This window comes from Klebsiella sp. CN_Kp075, assembly GCF_040065055.2.
Taxonomy (GTDB): Bacteria; Pseudomonadota; Gammaproteobacteria; order Enterobacterales; family Enterobacteriaceae; genus Klebsiella; species Klebsiella aerogenes.
This window is the reverse complement of sequence record NZ_CM198050.1, coordinates 3,908,267-3,931,050: the sequence shown is the minus strand read 5'-3', so window position 1 is coordinate 3,931,050 and position 22,784 is coordinate 3,908,267. Positions and strand designations below refer to the sequence as shown.

The 22,784-nt window shown below is 56.7% G+C and carries 19 protein-coding genes; 10 read left to right on the top strand and 9 right to left on the bottom strand.

Features of this window, described 5'->3' with window-relative positions; translation table 11 throughout:
• The first annotated feature begins 77 nt into the window (after positions 1-77).
• From ABLV78_RS18830 to pheP, 5 genes are all read left to right on the top strand, one after another.
• Positions 78-1,562: an aldehyde dehydrogenase family protein gene (locus tag ABLV78_RS18830; protein WP_047049427.1), complete on the top strand. Its 1,485-nt coding sequence runs from the start codon at positions 78-80 to the stop codon at positions 1,560-1,562.
• Between the two features lie 323 nt (positions 1,563-1,885).
• Complete coding sequence (locus ABLV78_RS18825) at positions 1,886-3,190, top strand: NAD(P)/FAD-dependent oxidoreductase (protein WP_047049425.1); 1,305 nt, start codon at positions 1,886-1,888, stop codon at positions 3,188-3,190.
• A 368-nt stretch (positions 3,191-3,558) separates the two neighbouring features.
• A complete protein-coding gene (locus ABLV78_RS18820; protein WP_047049423.1) occupies positions 3,559-4,641 on the top strand; it encodes a YncE family protein in 1,083 nt (360 codons plus the stop codon).
• Positions 4,642-4,700: 59 nt separating this feature from the next.
• Complete coding sequence (locus ABLV78_RS18815) at positions 4,701-6,899, top strand: TonB-dependent receptor (RefSeq protein WP_047049420.1); 2,199 nt, start codon at positions 4,701-4,703, stop codon at positions 6,897-6,899.
• A gap of 106 nt (positions 6,900-7,005) precedes the next feature.
• Positions 7,006-8,382, top strand: coding sequence for a phenylalanine transporter (gene pheP, locus ABLV78_RS18810; RefSeq protein WP_015367815.1), 1,377 nt, complete (start codon positions 7,006-7,008; stop codon positions 8,380-8,382).
• 36 nt (positions 8,383-8,418) lie between these two features.
• On the opposite strand, the gene ABLV78_RS18805 is transcribed toward pheP, so the two are convergent.
• From ABLV78_RS18805 to ABLV78_RS18795, 3 genes are all read right to left on the bottom strand, one after another.
• Complete coding sequence (locus ABLV78_RS18805) at positions 8,419-8,835, bottom strand: Exc2 family lipoprotein (protein ID WP_045381305.1); 417 nt, start codon at positions 8,833-8,835, stop codon at positions 8,419-8,421.
• Between the two features lie 131 nt (positions 8,836-8,966).
• Positions 8,967-10,211 (bottom strand): mechanosensitive ion channel family protein, encoded by a 1,245-nt coding sequence (locus tag ABLV78_RS18800; protein ID WP_047049418.1) that lies wholly within the window; start codon positions 10,209-10,211, stop codon positions 8,967-8,969.
• Positions 10,212-10,288: 77 nt separating this feature from the next.
• A complete protein-coding gene (locus ABLV78_RS18795) occupies positions 10,289-11,716 on the bottom strand; it encodes an MFS transporter (protein WP_045393346.1) in 1,428 nt (475 codons plus the stop codon).
• Positions 11,717-11,825: 109 nt separating this feature from the next.
• Between ABLV78_RS18795 and ABLV78_RS18790 the strand changes: the two genes are divergently transcribed.
• On the top strand, positions 11,826-12,695 hold the full coding sequence (locus tag ABLV78_RS18790; RefSeq protein ID WP_047049416.1) for a helix-turn-helix transcriptional regulator: 870 nt from the start codon (positions 11,826-11,828) through the stop codon (positions 12,693-12,695).
• Between the two features lie 24 nt (positions 12,696-12,719).
• Positions 12,720-13,757 carry a DUF2339 domain-containing protein gene (locus ABLV78_RS18785; protein WP_047049414.1) on the top strand — a complete coding sequence of 346 codons (1,038 nt, stop codon included), beginning with the start codon at positions 12,720-12,722 and terminating at the stop codon, positions 13,755-13,757.
• A 142-nt stretch (positions 13,758-13,899) separates the two neighbouring features.
• On the opposite strand, the gene nfsB is transcribed toward ABLV78_RS18785, so the two are convergent.
• The 3 genes from nfsB to ABLV78_RS18770 form a co-directional block, all read right to left on the bottom strand.
• Positions 13,900-14,553, bottom strand: a complete 654-nt coding sequence (nfsB, locus tag ABLV78_RS18780; protein WP_047049412.1) for an oxygen-insensitive NAD(P)H nitroreductase — start codon at positions 14,551-14,553, stop codon at positions 13,900-13,902.
• Between the two features lie 120 nt (positions 14,554-14,673).
• On the bottom strand, positions 14,674-15,042 hold the full coding sequence (locus ABLV78_RS18775) for an MmcQ/YjbR family DNA-binding protein (protein ID WP_015367809.1): 369 nt from the start codon (positions 15,040-15,042) through the stop codon (positions 14,674-14,676).
• A complete protein-coding gene (locus tag ABLV78_RS18770) occupies positions 15,042-15,623 on the bottom strand; it encodes a TetR/AcrR family transcriptional regulator (RefSeq protein WP_047049409.1) in 582 nt (193 codons plus the stop codon). Before ABLV78_RS18770 ends, ABLV78_RS18775 begins: the two co-directional genes overlap by 1 nt.
• 173 nt (positions 15,624-15,796) lie before the next feature.
• On the opposite strand from ABLV78_RS18770, the gene ABLV78_RS18765 reads away from it, so the two are divergent.
• Positions 15,797-16,912: an MBL fold metallo-hydrolase gene (locus ABLV78_RS18765; protein ID WP_165430629.1), complete on the top strand. Its 1,116-nt coding sequence runs from the start codon at positions 15,797-15,799 to the stop codon at positions 16,910-16,912.
• A 32-nt stretch (positions 16,913-16,944) separates the two neighbouring features.
• Positions 16,945-17,286, top strand: a complete 342-nt coding sequence (locus tag ABLV78_RS18760; RefSeq protein WP_015367806.1) for a RamA family antibiotic efflux transcriptional regulator — start codon at positions 16,945-16,947, stop codon at positions 17,284-17,286.
• A 57-nt stretch (positions 17,287-17,343) separates the two neighbouring features.
• On the opposite strand, the gene ABLV78_RS18755 is transcribed toward ABLV78_RS18760, so the two are convergent.
• On the bottom strand, positions 17,344-17,592 hold the full coding sequence (locus ABLV78_RS18755; protein ID WP_015704686.1) for a DUF1158 domain-containing protein: 249 nt from the start codon (positions 17,590-17,592) through the stop codon (positions 17,344-17,346).
• 501 nt (positions 17,593-18,093) lie between these two features.
• On the opposite strand from ABLV78_RS18755, the gene ABLV78_RS18750 reads away from it, so the two are divergent.
• On the top strand, positions 18,094-20,817 hold the full coding sequence (locus ABLV78_RS18750; RefSeq protein ID WP_165430630.1) for a cation-transporting P-type ATPase: 2,724 nt from the start codon (positions 18,094-18,096) through the stop codon (positions 20,815-20,817).
• A 44-nt stretch (positions 20,818-20,861) separates the two neighbouring features.
• Here the strand turns inward: ABLV78_RS18750 and ABLV78_RS18745 are convergent, their stop codons facing one another.
• Together ABLV78_RS18745 and ABLV78_RS18740 are read right to left on the bottom strand one after the other, a co-directional pair.
• A complete protein-coding gene (locus ABLV78_RS18745) occupies positions 20,862-21,590 on the bottom strand; it encodes a phosphodiester glycosidase family protein (protein ID WP_047049403.1) in 729 nt (242 codons plus the stop codon).
• 48 nt (positions 21,591-21,638) lie between these two features.
• Positions 21,639-22,754, bottom strand: a complete 1,116-nt coding sequence (locus ABLV78_RS18740; RefSeq protein ID WP_047049401.1) for a YbdK family carboxylate-amine ligase — start codon at positions 22,752-22,754, stop codon at positions 21,639-21,641.
• Positions 22,755-22,784: the final 30 nt, after the last annotated feature.

Genomic DNA, 22,784 nt, shown 5'->3' with positions numbered 1-22,784 from the left:
ACGTTCTTTAGAACGATGGGCGGTGCGGCGCAACCGTGCTGTGATGGGCTAACTTTGCTAAAAAACGGGTGCTGACGATGAGCGAGATAACCTTACTGGCGGAAGTGACCGCCTTTTTACGCCAGCCGCACGGGCAGTTTATTGCCGGTCATCGGGAGGCGGGCCACGGCGCGCCGTTCGCGGTGATAAACCCAGCGACCGGACAGGCGATTGCCGAGGTCACGGCGGCGGATGTCGGCCAGGCGGACCGCGCGATGGAGAGCGCCCGCCTGGCGTTTAATCAGTGGCGCGAGATACCGACGCTGGCGCGCGGCGCGCTGCTGCTGAAACTGGCGGACACGCTGGCAGAGCATCGCGAAGAGCTGGCGCAGCTGGAAAGCCTCTGCTCCGGTAAGACCATCACCCTGGCGCGGATGCTGGAACTGGATCAATCGGTAGCGTTTTTGCGCTACTTCGCCGGCTGGGCGGGAAAAATCACCGGGGAAACCCTGGATGTGTCGCTGCCGTCGATGGCCGGGGAGAAATATACCGCCTTTACCCGCCGCCAGCCGTTGGGCGTGGTGGTCGGCATCGTACCGTGGAACTTCTCGATTATGATTGCCATCTGGAAGATGGCGGCGGCGCTGGTCTGCGGCTGCACTATCGTCCTCAAGCCGAGCGAGTATACGCCGCTGACGCTGCTGCGGGTGGCGGAACTGGCGAAAGCGGCGGGTATCCCGGATGGCGTCATTAACGTGGTCAACGGCGCCGGCGGCGAAATCGCCCAACGGCTCATCACGCATCCGGCCTGCGCCAAAGTGAGCTTCACCGGCTCGGTGGCGACCGGGGAAAAAGTCCAGCAGTCGGCCAGCGGGTCAGGTAAACGGGTTACGCTGGAGCTGGGCGGTAAAAACGCCGCGCTGTTCCTCGATGATCTGACGGCGGAGGCCATGGTGAACGGCATCATTGAAGCCGGTTACCTCAACCAGGGGCAGATTTGCGCCGCCGCTGAGCGCTTTTATCTGCCGCAGGGCAAGCTGGATGCGGTACTGGCGCTGCTGAAAGACAAGTTCAGCGCTTTCGCGCCGGGGTCGCCGCTGGATGAACAAACGCTGATGGGGCCGCTGGCCAACCGCCAGCAGTATGACAAAGTCTTGCGGCTCATTCAGACCGCGCGCGATGAGGGCGATACCATCGTTTGCGGCGGCGAAGCGCTGCCCGGCGAGGGCTATTTCCTGCAGCCGACGGCGGTTAAAGTGCGCAGCGAAGAGAGCACCCTGATGCGCGAAGAGACCTTCGGCCCGGTATGCAGCTTTATTGGCTATCGCAGCGAAGAAGAGGCGCTGGCCCGAATTAATGCTTCGCCGTATGGGCTGGCGGCCAGCGTCTGGTCGGATAATATCCGCCAGGCGCTGCGCTACTCGCAGGCCATTGATGCCGGGATCGTGTGGGTCAACATGCATACCTTCCTCGACCCGGCGGTACCGTTCGGCGGCATGAAAGGATCGGGTATTGGCCGTGAGTTTGGTAGCGCGTTTATTGATGATTATACTGAACTTAAATCGGTGATGATGCGTTATTAAACCGCGGTAATACGTTGCTGCCGCTAATCACCCTTCATTAAATATAAGACTTAATAGTTATTATTATCTAATCCTTACCCTGGCCGCTAAATAATAATTTAGTGGCCTTTTTGTTTACCTCGAATATGCGTGCAAGGAAATTGCCTGAAAACTTGTACAATAATATCCCGATTAAAAATTGCCGCCAATTAAATTTGCGATTACCAATATGCATCCCGTAATCATCTAATGGATGACTGGCATTTTATTGTTTGAATTATTGTTAACTAAAAATTATCTGAGAGTTTTTAATTAACATTTAATTAATTATTTTGGAGTTCACCTTGACTACGCCATTAAAAGAGATCGTTATTGTCGGCGGCGGCGCCGGCGGACTGGAGTTGGCTACCCAACTGGGGCGTAAATTAGGACGCCGGCGTAAAGCGAATATCACGCTTGTCGATCGCAGCCAGAGCCATCTGTGGAAACCGCTATTGCATGAAGTGGCTACCGGTTCGCTGGATGAAGGCGTCGATGCGCTGAGCTTTCTCGCGCATGCCAGCAAGCATCATTTTTCCTTTCAGCACGGTTCGGTGATGGATATCGATCGGCAGAATAAAACCATTACTATCGCCGCACTGCTGGATGAGCAGGGTGAAGTGCTGGTGCCGGAGCGTAAGCTGAGCTGGGATACGCTGGTGATGGCGTTGGGCAGTACGTCGAACGATTTCAATACGCCGGGCGTTAAAGAGCACTGTATTTTCCTCGATAGCTCCGAGCAGGCAAAATTATTCCATCAGCAAATGCTTAACCAATTCCTGCGTTATTCAGCCGATCCAGATGCCACCGGTAAAGTTAATATTGCTATCGTCGGCGGCGGCGCGACCGGCGTTGAATTATCTGCCGAATTGCATAATGCGGTGAAAGAACTGCACAGCTATGGCTATAAAGATCTGACTAACGATGCGTTAAATGTCAGCCTGATTGAAGCCGGCGATGGTATTTTACCCGCGCTACCAAAACGAATTTCCAGCGCCGTCCACGATAAGTTGAGCAAGCTTGGCGTTAATGTAATGACCAACACCACGATCACCGGCGTTGAGGAGCGTGGATTGCATACTAAAGATGGCCAGTTTATCGAGGCGAGTTTAATTGTCTGGGCGGCGGGGATCAAAGCGCCGGACTTCATGAAGGATATTGCCGGGCTGGAGACCAACCGTATCAATCAGCTGGTGGTGACCCCGACGCTGCAAACCACGCGCGACGCTGATATTTTTGCTTTCGGCGACTGTGCGGCGTGCCCGCGTCCGGAAGGCGGATTTATCCCGCCGCGCGGCCAGGCGGCCCATCAGATGGCGCTGTTCACCGCCGATAATATTATCGCCCGCATGAAGGGGCATAAGCTGAAAGCGTTCTCCTATCGCGATCGCGGTTCGCTGGTTTCACTGTCCAGCTATACCACCTTCGGTAGCATTATGGGGCATCTGCCGATCGGCCCGCTGATGGTCGAAGGCCGTATTGCGCGCATGGTTTACGATTCGCTGTATCGGATGCATCAGGTGACGCTGCACGGTTATTTCAAAACCGGCCTGATGATGCTGTCCGGCGGGATTAACCGTATTATTCGCCCGCGCCTGAAATTGCATTAAACGTGCTAAGCCGCCCTTCGCCAGAAGCGTGCGGCTTAGCCTCCTGTCGCCCGGATAAGGCGTAATGCGCCGCTATCCGGGTATGTATCGATCCCGCAGTTCTTTTCTCCCCCTATCAATCCGCCATCCCACGTTAAAAAATCAGCAGATAATCTTTTTTGCCCGCCGAGGCTTGTTTGACATTCGATAATGAGTATAGTTCTCATTCTCTTTTTTGTTCGCAGACTAAGCAGGGATCGATCTGCGCCAGTGAGTCGTTCACAAGGAACAGCGAAGGCGTAGGGTGACGCAAAGACAGCAGGCCGGAAACACACAATATCGGCCGCTGCGCGACCACCGGGTCATTGATTTTTTATAGGGTTGTTCCAATGAAATACACTCTTCCGGCGTTGGCGCTGGCCATCAGCGCGACGTTAGGCGGCTGCGCGACCCACCATTCCGCTGCCGTTGCTCAACCGGTTGTTAACTCTCCTGCGGCTAACGTGGCGCAACCTCTGCAGCGCCAGCTAGCGGAAGGGTTGTACGAGATGGCGCTAAGCCCGCAGGGCGATGCGCTGTACGTCGCCAGCGCTGAGGGCTTTAAAGATGTGCAGGGCGGAGCGGTTTACAAGCTGGATCCGCAAACCCTTAATACCATCGGCCTGACGCATACCGATCTGAAAAACTTCGCTTTACAGCTCTCTGCGGATGGTAAAACGCTATACGTCAGCAATTCGCTCGACGGCGGCATCAGCGCTATTGACACCGCCACCGGCAAGGTAAAAAACCGCCTGCTGTTCAGCGAGCGCAATGAAAAAGGGCTCCCCTATGGGGCGCGTCAGTTGCTGCTGTTAAATAATACCCTCTACGTTGGCGCGGTCGCCGACCCGGCGCAAATCTGGGTGGTTGACGCCACTACCCTGAAGCTGAAAACGCGGATTAAAAACACCGGTAAATGGATGACCGGCCTGCACTATTCTGCACAAACCGGGCGCGTATACGCCGCCAACGGCAGCGGTGAAATTCTGGTGATCAACCCGCGCAACCAACGCATTGAACAGCGCTGGAAGCCGCTGGGCGACAAGCCGGCGCTGCTGCTTAATATGGCCGAAGATAGCGAAACCGGTCGTCTGTTCGTGACCGATAACTCGAAAGCGAAAACCACCCTGGTGTTGGATATCCACAGCGGCAAACTGCTTAAACAGCTCGATGTCGGCGATTCGCTGGCGGTGCAGTTCAATGGGAAACGCCACGAGATTTATATTTCACAGCGTGAATCCGGCAAGGTTATCAGCCTTGACGCCAGCCACTACACGCTGAAGAAAAGCTGGGCGCTGCCGGCCAATCCCAACAGCCTGCTGCTTTCCGCCGATGGTCAGACGCTGTTTGTCACCGTCAAACAGCCCTTCAATAAAGACCACTCCACTAAAGGCCCGGACAGCATCGTACGTATCGACCTGAACGCGCAATAAAAATAACTGGCCCGGCGACGGGCCCTTTGATCCATTTATCCTCATCCATGGGGCAAATTATGCACACCACGCACTATTCATCCTTCCCGCTGCGTAAAACGCTGCTGGCCTTAGCCATCAGCGCCGCCAGTCAAACGGCGATGGCCGCGGACGCTGCCGCCGCGAAGCAGCCTGGCGAAGAGACCATCATCGTCGAGGCTAACGAAAACAGCGATTTTAAATCCGGCGGCGACCTGGTAGTTCCGGCATTCCTCGACGGCCAGATCGCCCACGGCGGCCGTCTGGGAATGCTTGGCGAACAAAAAGCGATGGACGTCCCGTTTAACGTCATCGGCTATACCTCGAAGCTGATTCAGGACCAGCAGGCGAAAACTATCGCCGATGTCGTCAGCAACGACGCTGGCGTGCAGGCCGTACAGGGCTACGGCAACTTCGCCGAGACCTATCGAATCCGCGGGTTTAAGCTCGATGGCGATGACATGACCATGGGCGGACTGGCGGGCGTGGTGCCGCGTCAGGTGATGGATACCCAGATGCTGGAGCGCGTTGAAATTTTCAAAGGGGCTAACAGCCTGCTTAACGGCGCGGCCAGCAGCGGCGTCGGCGGGATGATTAACCTCGAGCCGAAGCGGGCGGAAGATCTGCCGACCGCACGCGTTGGCGTCGACTATACCTCTGATTCCCAGGTTGGCGGTACCCTCGACCTGGGGCGCCGTTTCGGCGATAACAACCAGTTCGGCGCCCGGGTCAACCTGGTGCATCGCGAGGGCGAAGGCGCTATCGATAACGATAAACGCCGTACCACGCTGGCTTCGCTGGGGCTTGATTACCGCGGCGATCGTTTCCGCTCCTCGCTCGATTTCGGCTATCAGAAGAAAACGTTCCACGGCGGTACGATGGGCGTCAATATCAGCGGCGTGGATTTCGTCCCGGCGCTGCCGGACAACAGCAAAAATTACAGCCAGAAGTGGGGCTATAGCGATATCGAAAGCGAGTTCGGCATGGCGAAGGCGGAATATGACCTGACCGATAGCTGGACGGTATACAGCGCCCTCGGCGGTCAGCATTCGCATGAAATCGGCACCTACAGCGCGCCGAAGCTGCTCAATAAAAACGGCGATGCGACGGTTGGCCGCCTTGATACTAACCGCATCATCGACGCGATCAGCGGCATGGGCGGGGTACGCGGCGATTTCAATACCGGCGCGATTTCGCATAAGGTGAATCTCGGCTATGCGGCGCAGGTGCATACCGATGCGACCGCCTGGCGGATGTCGGCGAAGAACCCGACCACCAATATCTATGACAACCGCGATGTGGCAATGCCGGATAACGCCTATTTAGGCGGCAACTACCACGATCCGCTGGTCACCTCGCGCAGCCGTACGCAGGGCTGGCTGCTGAGCGATACCCTCGGCTTCTTTAACGATAAGGTGCTGTTTACCGCGGCTGCTCGTCATCAGAAAGTGGTCGTGCGCAACTACAGCAACGCCACCGGGCTGGAAGATACCTCGTCGCGTTATACCCAAAGCCGCTGGATGCCGACGTTTGGCCTGGTGTACAAGCCGTGGGAGCAGCTGTCGCTGTATGCTAACCATACCGAAGCGCTGCAGCCGGGCTCTGTGGCGCCGACTACGGCGGCCAATGCCGGGCAGAGTACCGGGATCGCGCACTCGAAGCAGGACGAAGTGGGCGTCAAGATCGACTACGGTACGATCGGCGGATCGCTGGCGCTGTTTGAAATCAAAAAACCGAACGCCATTTCCGATACCGCTGGCAATTACGGCCTCGACGGCGAGCAGCGTAACCGCGGCGTAGAGATGAACGTCTTCGGCGAGCCGATGCTGGGGCTGCGTCTTAACGCCAGTACGGTGTGGCTGGATGCCAAACAGACTAAAACCGCTAAAGGCGCAACCGACGGTAAAGATGCCATCGGGGTGGCTAACTTCTACGCGGTGCTTGGCGCCGAGTATGATATCAAGCCGGTGGAAGGCCTGACCGCGACAGCGCGTGTCAATCATAGCGGCTCGCAGTATGCCGATGCGGCCAACACCAAGAAGCTGGATAGCTACACCACCCTGGATTTAGGCCTGCGCTATCGTATGCGCCTGAACGCCGACCAGAACGAAATGACCTGGCGCATCGGGGTGACCAACGTGACCAACGAGAAGTACTGGTCCGGCATTGACGATACCGGAACCTATCTGTTCGAAGGCGATCCGCGTACCGTTCGCGTCTCAATGAGCTACGACTTCTAACGCTAAAAAAGCGGGGCGGGCGGCTGATGCTTGCCCCGCGCAACTTGCGACAATCCCCCCTAAGTGATAAAAGGTGCCCCTTCACAAAAACACACAGGGGAACGACGTGAAAGACGCGTCAACGTCGTCGGATGCCGTGGAAGAGAGCGGCCCGACGCTTCATCGCGGTTTACAAAACCGACATATTCAACTTATCGCCCTTGGCGGCGCGATTGGTACCGGCCTGTTTCTCGGCATTGGTCCCGCGATTCAAATGGCTGGCCCGGCGGTATTACTGGGTTACGCCGTGGCCGGTATTGTCGCTTTTTTGATTATGCGCCAGCTTGGCGAGATGGTGGTGGAAGAGCCGGTATCCGGTTCCTTTGCCCACTTTGCCTATAAATACTGGGGCCCGTTCGCCGGCTTTCTCTCCGGCTGGAACTACTGGGTCATGTTCGTGCTGGTAGGGATGGCGGAACTGACCGCCGCCGGGATTTATATGCAGTACTGGCTCCCGGACGTGCCCACCTGGGTTTGGGCGGCGGCCTTCTTCATCATTATTAACGCCGTCAACCTGGTCAACGTACGCCTGTATGGAGAAGCAGAATTCTGGTTCGCGCTGATTAAAGTGCTGGCGATTATCGGCATGATCGCCTTTGGCCTGTGGATGCTGTTTGGCGGCCACGGCGGCAGCAAAGCCGGTTTTGATAACCTGTGGAAGCATGGCGGTTTCCTTGCCACCGGCTGGCATGGCCTGGTGCTGTCGCTGGCGGTGATTATGTTTTCTTTCGGCGGGCTGGAGCTTATCGGCATTACCGCCGCGGAAGCGCAAAATCCGGAAAAGAGCATTCCGAAAGCGGTCAACCAGGTGGTTTACCGTATCCTGCTGTTTTACATCGGCTCGCTGGTGGTGCTGCTGGCGCTCTATCCGTGGGTGGAGATCAAATCCGATAGCAGCCCGTTTGTGATGATTTTCCATAATCTTGACAGCAACGTGGTGGCTTCCGCGCTGAATTTCGTCATTCTGGTGGCATCGCTGTCGGTCTATAACAGCGGCGTCTATTCCAATAGCCGGATGCTGTTCGGCCTGTCGGTACAGGGCAATGCGCCGAAGTTTCTCGCCCGCGTCAGCAAACGCGGCGTGCCGGTGAATTCGCTGCTGCTGTCAGGCGTCATTACCTCGCTGGTGGTGGTGCTGAACTATCTCCTGCCGCATGAAGCGCTGGGGCTGCTGATGGCGCTGGTAGTGGCGACGCTGCTGCTGAACTGGATAATGATCTGTATGGCGCACCTGAAGTTTCGCGCCGCGCAGCGTCGTAAAGGCCGCGAATCGAAGTTCAAAGCGTTACTGGCGCCAGCCAGCAACTACTTCTGCATCGCTTTTCTCGGTTTGATTCTGGTACTGATGTGCACCATTGACGGGATGCGTCTGTCGGCGATATTGCTGCCGGTGTGGATTATCTTCCTGTTTGCCGCCTTCAAACTGCTGCGCCGCCCGGCGTAAGGCTTATCGCCCCGCGGACTGGCGGGGCGACACAACTTATTTTATCCCGTGGAAGCCGTCCAGATAGGCGCCAGCCAGCTCATTACCAAACAGACGAGCATCTTTCGCTTCCATCGTTTCGCTCCACCGATCGCTCGCATTACCGTTGAAGGAGTGTTGTGACTTCACCCCTTCCAGCGCCTGTTGCTTAATGGCGTCGGCAACCCGCTGCGCATCGCTTTCACTCACCCCTTTTTTCCGATCTTCTTGCCCGCGGGCATAAATATCGCGGAAGTTAGGCAGGTTCATCTGATAATTTTGCTGACGGTTAACGGTGAAATTACCGCCGACGAAATCTGAACGGTGAGACACGAAGCTATAAGCATGGCGTTCTGGCGAGGTCTTCGATGAGGTGCAACCGGAAAGGAGTGCTAAAGCGCAGCCAAGCGCGACAAACGTTGTGGTTAATTTCATTATGCAGAGCGTCCTTTGGCGATAATCCATGTTGGTGAAAAGATCATCTGCTTAAACTGTGTCGACGGCTAGCCCTGAGAAATGATAGTGGAGTGAGAGTACGCTGGCGCGCAATGCGCGCCAGCCGGGAATCAGGACGACAGCGCGCCCGACAGTGAACGAATGTCGTTGCCGGTTGGCGTCTGGTGTATACGCAGGCCGAACTCGTCAACCACGGCAAAGATATGGTCGAAGATATCCGCCTGAATGCCTTCATACTCCGCCCACACCACGGTATTGGTAAAGCAGTAGATCTCAATCGGCAGGCCGTTAGCGTCCGGCGCTAACTGGCGCACCATCATGGTCATATCCTTGCGTAGCCGCGGATGGTTACGCAGATACTCCTGCAGATAGGCGCGGAAGGTGCCGATATTGGTCATTTTGCGCAGGTTGAGCACCGATGGCGCATTGGCGTGCTGTTGGTTCCACTCGTTAATTTCCTGATGGCGCGAGTCCATATAGGGCTTCAGCAATTTGGCCTGAATCAGGCGCTGTTGCTCCTGCTCGTCAAGAAAATGGATGCTGGTGGTATCGATGTTCAGGCTGCGCTTAATGCGACGACCGCCGGAGGCCGACATCCCGCTCCAGTTTTTAAACGAATCCGAGACCAGCGACCAGGTGGGGATTGTAGTGATGGTGTTATCCCAGTTGCGCACTTTTACCGTGGTCAGACCGATATCAATAACCGCGCCATCGGCGCCATATTTCGGCATCTCCAGCCAGTCGCCGAGTTTGAGCATGTCGTTGGCGGAAAGCTGGATCCCGGCCACCAGGCCAAGAATCGGGTCTTTAAATACTAACATCAGCACGGCGGCCATCGCGCCAAGGCCGCTAATCAGAATCGCCGGCGACTGGCCAATTAGCAGCGATATGATCAGAATGCCGATAATAATCGCCGTAACCAGCTTAATGCCCTGGAAGATGCCTTTTAACGGCAGCTGCGAGGCGGTGGGGAATTTTTGCGCCAGATTGAAAATCACGTCCAGCAGTGAGAAGAAGGAAAGCATGGCGTAAACCATTACCCACAGCTGCGCGCAGGTGGATAAAATTTCCGCCGCTTCGCTGCCTTTCTGCAGCCAGAGCACGGCCTGAACGTTGACGATAATTCCCTGTAGGGTGAACGCCAGGCGGTGAAAGAGTTTATTTTGCGTGATGATTTGCAGCCATAAATGGCTGCTGGCCTGCGCCCGCTTTTCGAAGGTGCGCAGTACCACTTTGTGCAGAATGAGATGAACGACAATCGCCGTCAGAAAAATAATGCCAAAGGTAATGATGAGCGAGGTGGTAGGGGTGATTTTGATGCCTAATGCGGCGATTTGCGATATTAATTCCTGCATAACGTCTCCTGTACATCCAGCGGTTATGATGACCGCTGGATGACTATTATGCAAATCAGAGGTTACACAGTTGTGAATCAGGACGCCGTCGCCGCCGGCTGCAGGTTCAGGTGATGGCGCAGCCAGAGGGCTATAGCGCCCAGCAGCAGCATCATCGCCACCTCGACCAGCAGGAAGACGATCAGCGCCTGCGCATAGTCGCCACCGCCGCGCTGGGCCAGGGTCAAGAACAGCGAGCCAAGAATGGCCGGCCCCAGGCCCAGCGTCGCCTGCTGCAGGGTACTGAGGATGGCGCTACCGGCTCCGGCGTCGCAGGCGCGAATGTCCCGCATCCCGATACGATAGAAACTGTTGACGATTAACGCCTGACCATAGCCGACTAGCGCGGTGGAGGGCACCAGCGCCAGCGTCGTGGTCCGCAGGCCAAGTTGATAAAAGGTGGCGCTCAGCAGCAGCAGGCCGCTAATCTGTACCGCCAGGCCTATCAGCAAAATGCGCCCCATGCTGTAGCGGGCGATAAGCTTCGGCGCGTACAACGCGGAGATAAAATAGGCCACCCCGAGAGCGATAAAACTGTTGCCGGACTGCCACGGCGCCATCCCAAGCCCGGCCTGCATGGTCAGCGCCATACAGAACATAAAGCCGGACCAGGCGCTGAAGAACAGCAGCGCGATCGCCATCCCAAAGCGGATACTGGTGAGCTTTAACAGCCGCGGCGGTAGCAGCGGTTGCTCGCCGCGCTGCTGTTTACGCAGCGCGCTCAGGCGCATCCAGCCGAGCAGGGGGAGTACGGCCAGCAAAAGCAGCTGTAGCTCCCATGGCCAGTGCAGTTCCGGCCCCAGCGCCATCGGGAACAGCAGGCAGCAGAGGATTAACGCCAGGCTGAAAGTTCCCTGCCAGTCGATGCTGGAATGGCTTTCGCGGCGGGTTTCCGGCACATAGCGGCGGCTAAAGGCCAACACCAGCAGGCAGATAGGCACGTTGATAAAGAAGGCGTTGCGCCAGCCGAGCCCGGCGATATCGGCGGAGACCAGCCAGCCGCCGCCCATCTGGCCGACGATAAACGCGATGCCGCCGATACCGCCGTAGAGGCTGATCGCCCTGGCGTGAGCGGTGCCTTTCAGGGTGACGTGCAGGGTGGCGAGGATCTGCGGCACGATCAGCGCCGCGCCGGCGCCTTGCAACGTTCGTGCGGCGAGTAGGGCGTTAATGGAGTTAGCCATTCCGCATAGCAGCGAGGCGATGCCGAATACCGCCACGCCCCAAAGAAACAGGCGGCGGCGCCCATAGTTATCGCCCAGTTTGCTGCCCATCGCCAGGCAGACGGCAAAGGCCACGCCGTACAGCGCGACGATAAGCTCCAGTTGGGTGGCGCTGGCGTCGAGGGAGTGGGTGATCGAATCCAGCGCCACGTTGGTTATCGAGGTATCAATTAACGGCAGCATCTGGCCGGTCAGTAACAGCAGTAAGCCGGCGCGGCCGGGTGAAACAGCAGACGAATTCATCGGATCTCTCCATTGCGTCATTCAGCGGATGGCCGTAGCATCTCCGATTAATTAAACGGGTACCAGTTCCTGTCTATACTGGTATTGGTACTACCATGTTGGAGGAATAATGACGCTAATACTGCAACGTGAGGCGCTGAATCTCGCGCCCGATGATAGCCGTAAACAGCTGGGGGCATTTCTGCGCGCCCGCCGCGAAAGCCTTGACCCGCAGCGTCTCGGCCTGCCGCGCGTCGGGCGGCGGCGGACGCCGGGGCTGCGCCGGGAGGAAGTGGCGATGCTGGCGGACGTCGGAGTGACCTGGTACACCTGGCTTGAGCAGGGGCGGGAAGTGAATCCGTCGGCGGCGGTATTAAGCGGCGTGGCCAGCGCGCTTCAGTGCAGCCCGCTGGAGACCCGTCATCTGTTCGTTCTGGCAGGCTTAACGCCCCCAGAGAATACGCAGGCCACGGTCTGCGAGGGGATAAGCCCCGGAACCCGACGCATGCTTGATAGCCTGATGCCGCAGCCCGCCAGCATTCAGAAACCGAACTTTGATATCGTCGCCTGGAATGACAGCTTTTGCCGTCTGATGGGCGTTGATTTCGCGACGATTGCCGAAGAAGACCGCAATTGTATCTATCTCTATCTCACCTGCGAAGCCTGGCGTAGCCGCATTGAAAATCGCGACGTGTTGCCGACTTTTGTTTCCTATTTTCGCGCGGCGATGGCTGAGCATCGTGGTTCGCCAGAGTGGGAAGACAAGCTGGCGCGCTTTTTCGCCGCCTCAGCGGAGTTCGAAGCGCTATGGCACCAGCGCTATGAGGTGCGCGGTGTCGAAAATCAGGTGAAAAATTTCAACCATCCGCAGCTCGGACGCTTTAGCCTGCAGCAAATGTACTGGTATTCCGCGCCGCGCAACGGTTCGCGTCTGCTGGTCTATTTACCGCTGGATGAAACCGGAGAACAGGCGCTGGCCTGGCTGGATCAACAGGGCTAAGCCCGCAATGGACAAGAAACGCTTATGAACGTCACCCGCAAACAACAGCGGATTATTCAACGCGCAATCGAGCAATGGCAGCAGGAGGGGGTCCTGAACAGCAGCGACGGCCAACGGCTATCAGCGTCGCTATCTGTCCGTGCTTTCGACTGGCAGCGCCTGAGCCGCTACGCCTTCTGGACCGCGATAGCCTGCGTACTGATTGCGCTGGGGAGTCTGTTCGCCGATGCCGAATTGATTGCGGCGATTATCAATCTGTTCAGCGACTCCGCTATCGCGCGCATTATCCTGCCGACGCTGCTGGCCATCGCATTTTATTATTGGGGGTTCCGCCGTCAGCGTCGCGAAGCGCAGTGGCACTATAGCACCGAGGCGATTTTGTTCCTCGGCGTGATTTGCACCGCCATTGCCCTGTGGCAGCTAGGCGATCGGCTGGACGACGGCAGCGGCCACGTGGCGCCGCTGATACTGCTCGGCTGCGCGATTTACGGCCTGATAGGGTATTTCGCCCGTTCCGGGCTGGTGTGGCTTTTCTTTCTGCTGGCGCTGGGGAACTGGTTTGGCGCGGAAACCGGCTATGTATCAGGTTGGGGTGCCTACTGGCTGGGGATGAGCTTCCCGATTCGTTTCGTGCTTTTCGGCGGCGTGCTGCTGGCGCTGTGCTACTTGATGCAAAATGTATTACGCCAGCGGCAGTTGTTTACCGTCACTAAGGCGATGGGGCTGACCTGGCTGTTTGTCGCGTTGTGGATCCTGTCGATATTCGGCAACTACGATTCCGAGAGCTGGTATGGGGTCAGTCAGGCGCAACTGCTGCCGTGGGGGCTGCTGTTTGCGCTGGCGGCGGTGATCTGTATTTATATCAGCCTGAAAACCGACGATGGCATGCTGCGTGGGTTTGGCCTGACGTTTCTCGCCATCAACCTCTATACCCGCTTTTTCGAATTCTTCTGGTACAGCCTGCACAAGGTGGTGTTTTTCCTGATCCTGGCGGCATCGCTGGCGATGATTGGCCGCTACGCCGAGCGGATCTGGCACGCCGGCGAGGGGGAGAAAAAGTAACGGTTTTTCCCTGCTAAGCGTAAGCGATCGCCGCCGCCCTCCCCGGATGGCGGCGCGTTGCGCCTTATCCGGGCTACGATCCGGCACTCGGTTGGTAGCCCCGGTAAGCGTCAGCGCCACCGGGGAGGGCAGCGCGCGGAGATTAGATCTCGGTGATGGTAGTGGACTGCGGCAGGCGGGATTTCGGCAGCGTGGCGTTGAAGTCCTCCACGCTGTGATGACCGACCGGCACCACAACTACGCTGGTATAACCTTGCGCTTTCAGGCCAAACTCTTCGTCGAGGATGGCGAAATCGACGCCTTCGATCGGCACCGCATCCAGCCCCATTGCCGCCACGCCGAGCAGGAAGTTGCCCACGTTAAGATAAACCTGTTTCGCCATCCACTGATCGTCATCTTTCAGCTCTTTGCGGTGCATATCAGCAAAGAAGGTGCGGCCTTTGTGGTTGCCGGCTTTGGCTTCCGGAGTGGCAAAACGGCCATCAGCGTCTTCCTGATCAACGACTTTTTCCAGCCACGCATCGTCCATCGCGGTTTTCGCACAGAACACGACAACGTGGGAAGCGTCGAGGATTTTACGTTCGTTGAACACGTAGGTGCCGCTGGCCGCTTTCGCGACGCGGGCTTTGCCTTCATCGCTGCTGGCGACGATAAAGTGCCACGGCTGGGAGTTGGTGCTCGACGGGCTATATTGCAGCAGCGTTTTCAGGTTTTCCGCCTGTTCGGCCGTCAGCTTTTTCGCCGGATCAAAGGCCTTAGTGGAGTAACGTTTTAAGGCAACTGAGATAATATCCATGACTCTTCCTCACAATTTTCAGCCCCTTACGGGCACATTTCGTGGGAGGAAGAGTACAGCGATGCGCGGGAAATGATAAGAGTGAAAAATGCGATAACACTTATCGCATTTATTTGAAAATCAGCCGGGACGCAGCCGACGTTGGTCTTTTTTCGCCAGCTTATCCACCACCAGATTCCACGAGTCGTCAATAAGCTCGGCAAGTAAATCCTCGCTGATATCCTCGCCCGGCACCACGGTGATCCAGTGCTTTTTGTTCATGTGATAGCCCGGCTCGATACTGCGGTAAATTTGCTGATTGAGCAGCGATTTTTGCGGATCGGCCTTCAGGTTGACGATTGCCCGCCCGCGAAGGGTCATGGTTAGCATGAAGATACGCCCGCCGACTTTAAACACGTCATACTCCGGGCCAAACGGCCAGCAGTGCTCGGTGAAAGGGTAGGTCAGCGCGATACGCTGCGCGTGATGGTGTAGCGCTTCGTTATCCATTAATGCTCACTCTCATGCAGCGCATTCCACATCGCCTCAAAACCGAGGGCGATAAGCTCACGGGCGCGCTGCGGATCGTGGCTGGCGAACTCGATGGTGGTCTCGGCCAGCGACAGGAACAGGGCATCGCCGAAAGCGCGATAGGCGTCGCTAAGGAAAACCGCTTTCACCGATAGTTGGCACATCTCGTTAAGCTCGGGAAAACTCTCTTTGACCAGGCTGCGGGTTTCATCGGTGATGCGTTCGCTCAATGCCATACGGCGAATGGCGCGATATTCCATAGGGTTACGCATCCCCCAGTCGATATAGCTGTTCCAGATATTGCGCGCGTTTTCCTTTGGGCGTTTTTCGTCAGGGTTGAGCCCGGCGATCATGGTCTGCACCAGGCGCAGCTTAATAGCGAGGTATAACTCGTTGAGCAACTCATCTTTGGTGGCGAAATAGCGAAACAGCGTCCCCTCGGCAACCCCCGCGCTGCGGGCTATCGCCGATGTTGAAGCGGCAATGCCGGACTGGGCGAAAGCGGCCGTGGCGGCTTCCAGTAACGCTTGTTTTTTATCTTCACTCTTAGGACGAGCCACTACATTTTACCTCGCTGAAAGTTAAACCCCGATCTAATCACGGCGGACCGCGCAACTGCAACGGCAGATGTCAAAAATTGAAAATAGGCTTGACGATTTTCTACTCCTTCCTAATAATGAGTGCTTACTCACTCATAATCAAGTTATATCATAAAGTCCCCTGGATGGGGCTTTTGTCTGGTCAGGATATGAACCGTGTCACCTTTAGCGTGGTCGCCATTATGTTATTAGCAGCAACAACGACATTGCCGTTTGTTCTCAATGCCGGTTTTGGCAAAGCGCCAAAGGGTGCGCAGCTTAGTCTTGTCGAACAGTCGCCGAATTACCGTGACGGCCAGTTCCATAATCAACTGCCGACGCCAGGATTCACCGGCCAGAAAAACATGCTGGCCGCGTGGTGGGATTTCCTGGTGACTAAGCGAGAAAACGCACGCCCGCTGCAGCCGTTGCCGCTGGTGAATACCGATCTTGCCAGCCTGCCGTCTGGCGAAGACGTGATGGTCTGGCTTGGCCACTCATCGTGGTATCTGCAGCTGGCGGGGAAACGTATCCTGATCGATCCGGTATTTAGCGATTACGCCGCGCCGTTCTCTTTCATCAATAAGGCCTTCCCCGGCGACTACCCGTGGAACGCGCAGCGGATGCCTGAGATCGATGTGCTGATAATTTCCCACGATCACTATGACCATCTCGACTACGCCACCATCAAAGCGCTGATGCCGAAAGTTAAACGCGTGGTGACGCCGCTCGGCGTCGGCTCGCATCTGCGCTACTGGGGAATGGATGCGGCGATCATTGATGAAATGGACTGGAACCAGGCGGTAAAAATCAGCGATGAACTGACCGTACACGCGCTGCCGGCTCGCCATTTTTCCGGCCGCGGGCTGAAACGCAACCAGACCTTGTGGGCCAGCTTCCTGTTCGTCACCCCGCAGCAAAAGATTTATTACAGCGGCGATAGCGGCTATGGCCCGCATTTTAAGGCGATTGGCGAGCAGTTTGGTCCTATCGACCTGGCGATCATGGAAAACGGTCAATATGACCAGGACTGGAAGTACATCCACATGATGCCGGAAGAAACGGCGCAGGCCGCCGATGATTTACGCGCCCGGTCGGTATTACCGGGGCATGCCGGACGCTTTGTGCTGGCAAAACACAGCTGGGACGATCCGTACCAGCGGCTGGCGGCAGCCAGTGAAGGACGTGAGTGGCGTTTAGTCACGCCAATGCTGGGCGAACCGGTGTGGGTCGCTGATAAGACACAATCATTTAACGCCTGGTGGCGCTAACCGCCAGAGTGGTTCAGGAGGAGAGAAGAGATATGAATATATCCGCTCAGGTGATTGACACTATCGTGGAATGGATTGATGACAATCTGCATCAACCGCTGCGAATTGATGATATTGCGCGCCATGCCGGGTATTCGAAATGGCATCTGCAACGGCTGTTTTTACAGTACAAAGGGGAAAGTCTCGGGCGCTACATTCGCGAGCGTAAACTGCTGCTGGCGGCGCGCGACCTGCGAGATACCGACCAGCGGGTTTATGATATCTGCCTGAAATACGGCTTTGATTCGCAGCAAACCTTCACCCGTATCTTTACCCGTACCTTCAATCAGCCGCCGGGCGCGTATCGCAAAGAGAACCACAGCCGTGCGCACTGAGCGCCGGCCGCATACCAGTCCGCCTTTATCGGCGGGCTTTTTTTTCTCTCTTACTGCTTAATCTGCCAGTGAGAACCAGCGGCGCCATACCCAGCGTAATACCAGGTACTCGACGACTCCCAGCGCTAAGAACCACAGGCAGAAGATCAAGGTATAGAGCTGGTTGAGATCCATCAGGTGGAAGGATGTGACTAGCTTTTGCGCCAGCGTCAGGCCGAGCGAGGGCGCCGGCAATAGCAAGCAAGAAATCAGGGCTAACAGCAAAATGCCGGCGGCGGATAATAGCGTTTCCAGCGGGTGTTTCATTATGATGTTAATCTTCAGTTAAAAAACATATTGTCCGGTAAAAAGTCCGTTAACGCAATATGCTTTATCCGCTGATTAATTTACGTCATTCATATTATTTCTAATACTATTAATTAAAACCCCTCTGTTAATTTATTGAGTAATATTTGTGATTAAGTTAATTGCATCGTGATGTAAATTACCGTCATTTATTACCCCAGCATTTTTACAAAAGTATAAGTACTATATCCCACAATTGTGGCGATAATGATTGCCAGTACGACATACAGCGCCAGACGGCGCCCGCGGTAGATTCCAAACATGTTTTACCTCGTTTAGAAATGGTTTAGAAATACTCTGTAATATTTGTTTTTCAGAACCAACTTACCATGTATTTTTAAATTTGCGAGTAAATAAATGTTGTGGCTGGATAATTTGATCTTGCTCGCAAAACGCATTAATTCATTGGCCAGAAATGATTTCAGGCTTTCCGATTCACGGAATTTAAAAGGAAACTTTATTTTGACCAGCATGATTAATCCCCACAACATCACGCCCTCGGGCGACGTCGCGCCGCAGCAGGCTTATCAGCAAACAGTCGAGGCGGTACTGGCGCAAAAAAAGAGCCATGCCGACGGTCTCAGCACCGCTGAAGCCGCCGGTCGTCTGAAATTATACGGCCCTAACGCGCTGCCGGAAAAGAAAGGCAAACCGGCATGGCTGCGTTTTCTCGCCCACTTCAACGATGTCCTGATTTACGTCCTGCTGGCCGCTGCCGCGCTCACCGCGGTGATGGGCCACTGGGTCGATACTCTGGTTATTCTCGGCGTTACCGTCATTAATGCGTTGATCGGTCATATTCAGGAGAGCAATGCCGAAAAATCGCTGCAGGGGATCCGCAACATACTCTCCAACGATGCCCGCGTGCTGCGCAACGGCAAGCATGAAACCATCCCTACTTGTGACCTGGTGCCGGGCGATATTGTTATTTTGCGCGCCGGCGACCGCGTTCCGGCGGATCTGCGCCTGATTGAAAGCCACAATCTACGGGTTGAAGAGGCGATCCTCACCGGCGAGTCGACGGTGGTGGATAAAACCACCGTGACGCTACAGGGCGAACTGCCGTTGGGCGACCGCACCAATATGGTCTTCTCCGGCACCACTATCAGCGCCGGCAGCGGCGTCGGTGTGGTTACCGCTACTGGTCAAGAGACCGAGCTAGGCCACATCAATCAGATGATGGCGACTATTGAAAAGCACCGTACTCCGCTGCTGGTGCAAATGGATAAGCTGGGGAAAGCGATTTTTGTCATCATCCTCGCGATGATGGTGGCGCTGTTCTTCTTCAGCCTCGCGCTGCGCGATATCCCGCTGGGAGAGCTGCTGCTGTCGCTGATTAGCCTCGCGGTGGCGGCGGTACCGGAAGGACTGCCGGCAATTATCTCGATTATCCTGTCGCTCGGCGTACAGACGATGGCGCGTAAGCGGGCGATTATCCGCAAGCTGCCGACGGTTGAAACGCTTGGCGCGATGACCGTGGTGTGTTCGGATAAGACCGGCACCCTGACCATGAACGAGATGACGGTGAAAGCGATCATCACCGCCGACTGCTGCTACCGCGTTGAAGGCGACAGCTATGAGCCGCAGGGGCGCATTTTCCAGGAGGGCAGCGACGAGCCGGTGGTGGTCCAGCCGGGCAGCGTGCTGGAAACCTACCTGCGCACCATCGATCTGTGCAATGACAGCCAGATCGTTCAGGACGAACGTGGTCTGTGGAGCATCACCGGCGGCCCGACCGAAGGGGCGCTGAAGGTATTAGCGGCGAAAGCCCAGTTAGCGCCGGTCGTCACCCGGCTGGTGGCGAAAATTCCGTTCGACTCGCAGTACAAATACATGGCCACCCATCAGCAGATTGGCGATGAGGAGCGGGTACTGATTACCGGCGCGCCGGATGTCATCTTCGCCCTGTGCGGCCAGCAGATGAGCAAGCAGGGGCCAATGCCGTTTGACCGTCAGTACTGGGAAGACGAAATGGCGCGCTTTGCCCGCCAGGGGTTACGGATGGTTGCCGCCGCCTGCAAACCGGCAGCCGTCGGCAGCGCCGCGTTGACCCACGATGACCTGAGGGAAGGGCTGGTGTTCCTCGGCATCGCCGGAATGATGGATCCGCCGCGTCCGGAGGCGATTGACGCGATCCACGCCTGCCAGGCCGCCGGGATCCGCGTGAAGATGATCACCGGCGACCACCCGCAGACGGCGATGAGCATCGGTCAGATGCTGGGGATCGCCAACAGCCGCCAGGCGATGACCGGCTATCAGCTTGAGCATATGGATGATGCCGAGCTAGCGAAGGCGGCGGTGGAGTTTGATATTTTCGCCCGTACCAGTCCGGAGCATAAGCTGCGTCTGGTAAAGGCGCTGCAGGATAGCGGCGAAGTGGTCGGCATGACCGGTGACGGCGTTAACGACGCCCCGGCGCTGCGCCAGGCCGACGTGGGCATCGCCATGGGCATTAAAGGGACCGAGGTGACCAAAGAGGCCGCCGATATGGTGCTCACCGACGACAACTTCGCCACCATCGCCAGTTCGGTGAAGGAGGGGCGTCGCGTCTACGACAACTTGAAAAAGACCATCCTGTTCATCATGCCGACCAACCTCGCGCAGGGGCTGTTGATCATCATCGCGCTGCTGGCGGGCAATATTATTCCGCTGACGCCGGTGCTGATTTTGTGGATGAACATGGCGACCTCGGCCACGCTCTCCTTCGGCCTGGCCTTTGAAGCCGCCGAGCGCAACGTGATGAACCGTCCGCCGCGTAAGACCGGCCAGCACGTGATGGATGGGTTCGCCGTCTGGCGCGTCGCTTTTGTCGGTTCGATGATTGCCGTCGCTGTTTTTATTCTCGAAGCCTGGCTGGCGCCGCGCGGCCACAGCGCCGAGTTCATCCGCACCGTGCTGCTGCAGATGCTGGTGACCGCGCAGTGGGTCTATATGATTAACTGCCGCAGCAGCGACAGTTTCTCCCTGAACAAAGGGTTGCTGCGCAACAAAGGTATCTGGCTGGTGACCGGCGTCCTGTTGCTGATGCAGCTGGTTATCATCTATGTACCGCTGATGCAGAACATGTTCGGCACCGAAGCACTACCGCTGCGCTACTGGTTCGTGACCCTGGCGATTGGCGTGGCCATGTTCCTGGTGGTCGAAGTCGAGAAGCGGCTAACCCGCCGTTTCCGTAAACCTACCTGATACCGAATGGCGCCCCTTCAGGATTGAGCGGGCGCCATTTTCCTTTAGCCTGGTTTTTTGATTTCCACCGCGATCATGGTGACGAACGGATGGTACTGCCACGGTATGCTGCCGCCCTTTTGATACATTTTTGAGATGGTGCCGTCGAGGTAGAGCATCTGGCGCACGTGGAGTTTGGACTGCGCGTAACAGGCGAAATCGTAGAAATTGGTTTCACGCTCGCTAAGCATAAATACCACCCGTCCCTGCTTATCAATGCCGACGCCGTTGCGCAGTTTGCGCGAGCTGGCGGAGGGCTTCAGCCGCCAGTTGATGGCGCCGTTTTCAATCAGCATTGGCCCGGACTGCACGGCGTAGGTTATCTCAGGCGATGGCTTAAAGTTGTTGATAGGCGTTATTCCCGCCCGCTGGCCCTTCAGCCAGAATACGCCGCCGGGGCGGATGAAAAAGTTGCCGCCGCCGGAGGCGCGGTTGAGCGGCTTTAGCAGCTCGCCGTTTTCGATATACAAGCCCAGCGGTTCGTAGGCCTTATCGTATATCCCGCCGTTCATCGCCATCTGGACGCTGCCGTCTTTATCGATATCGGACAGCAGCGAGCGCAACGATCCCCAGGCTTTACCATTTTGCTTTTGCCAGTACATCACGATGCGCTCCTGCTGCGGATTAACCGTATAGCTTTGCAAGGTCAGCGTCGGGTCGGTGAGCGTACAGGCAGCATGGGTAAAGGCGGTGAAGGGAAGAAGCGCAAGAGGGATCAGGCGGCGTAATAACATGAACATTCCTTTTAAATATCCTGCGCCGAGTATACCCGTTTCGCTTCCTTATGCCGCCCAAATCTCGCAATGCTTTTGTACCAGACCAATCAGCGAACCGCCGTTGGCGATGAATTCGCGCATCTGCTGCGCTTCGCTGATGGGGGACCTGGCCTGGCGCACAACCGACTCCAGCGCCGCGCTGGCATGCACCTTGTGGGCAAAAGGCGCCAATCGGTCGGCCAGCTGCAGAATGTTCGCGCGGATGCTCTGCTGTTCGCCGGACCAGACATCGGTTATCACCCCGTCGAGGCCGTAGCGACAGGCCTGATAGCGGTTGAAAGGGTAGAGGAGGTAATCCTCCGGCTGATGTTTAAACGGCCGTTCGCTTAACAGCCAGCAGGCCAGCGTCTGGATAAATCCGGCGATATTCACCGCCTGGCCTATCGTCAGCGGCGTATCCATTACCCGCACCTCGACGGTACCGAACACCGGGCTCGGGCGGATATCCCAGTGCAGATCCTTCATGCTGTCGATCATGCTGGTGTAGCTCAGGCGGCGGAATAAACGCTGAAAGGCCTGCCAGTTCTCAACCCACGGCATTGGCCCGTTATCGGGATAGGAAGAGAAACGATTCAGACGCGAACAGGCAAAGCGGCTGTCGGTGCTGTCGAACCACGGCGAGGCGGCGTTGAGGGCAATAAAGTGAGGTACAAAGCGTGACAGCCCGTGCAGCAAATAGATGGCGTCATCGCCGTTCTGACAGCCGACGTGAACGTGCTGGCCAAATACCGTCGCCTGCTTTGCCAGATAGCCGAAGTGCTCGACGGTTTTCACATAGCGCGGATTATCGCTGATTTGCTGGCGCTGCCAGGCGTGGAAAGGGTGCGATCCGCCGCCGCAGATCTGCAGATGGTGACGGAGAGCGGCGCGCTGTACCGCCTGATGGATGGCGCCGAGCTGTGCGGTGGCATGGCTAATATCGCGACAGATGCCGGTGGCTATCTCCAGCATGCTTTCGGTGATGTCGTGTTTAGCCTCTCCCGTCGTTAGTTCACTTTGCACATCGGCAATCAGCGTGGAGGCATCCTGGCTGAGGTCGTATCCCGGCGGGTTGACGACCTGTAGCTCCAGCTCAATACCAAGCGTAAAAGGCGCTGAGACGTGAAAATCGGGTAGCGTCATCGTCTTTCTCCTGTCCCCGCTTAAACTGCA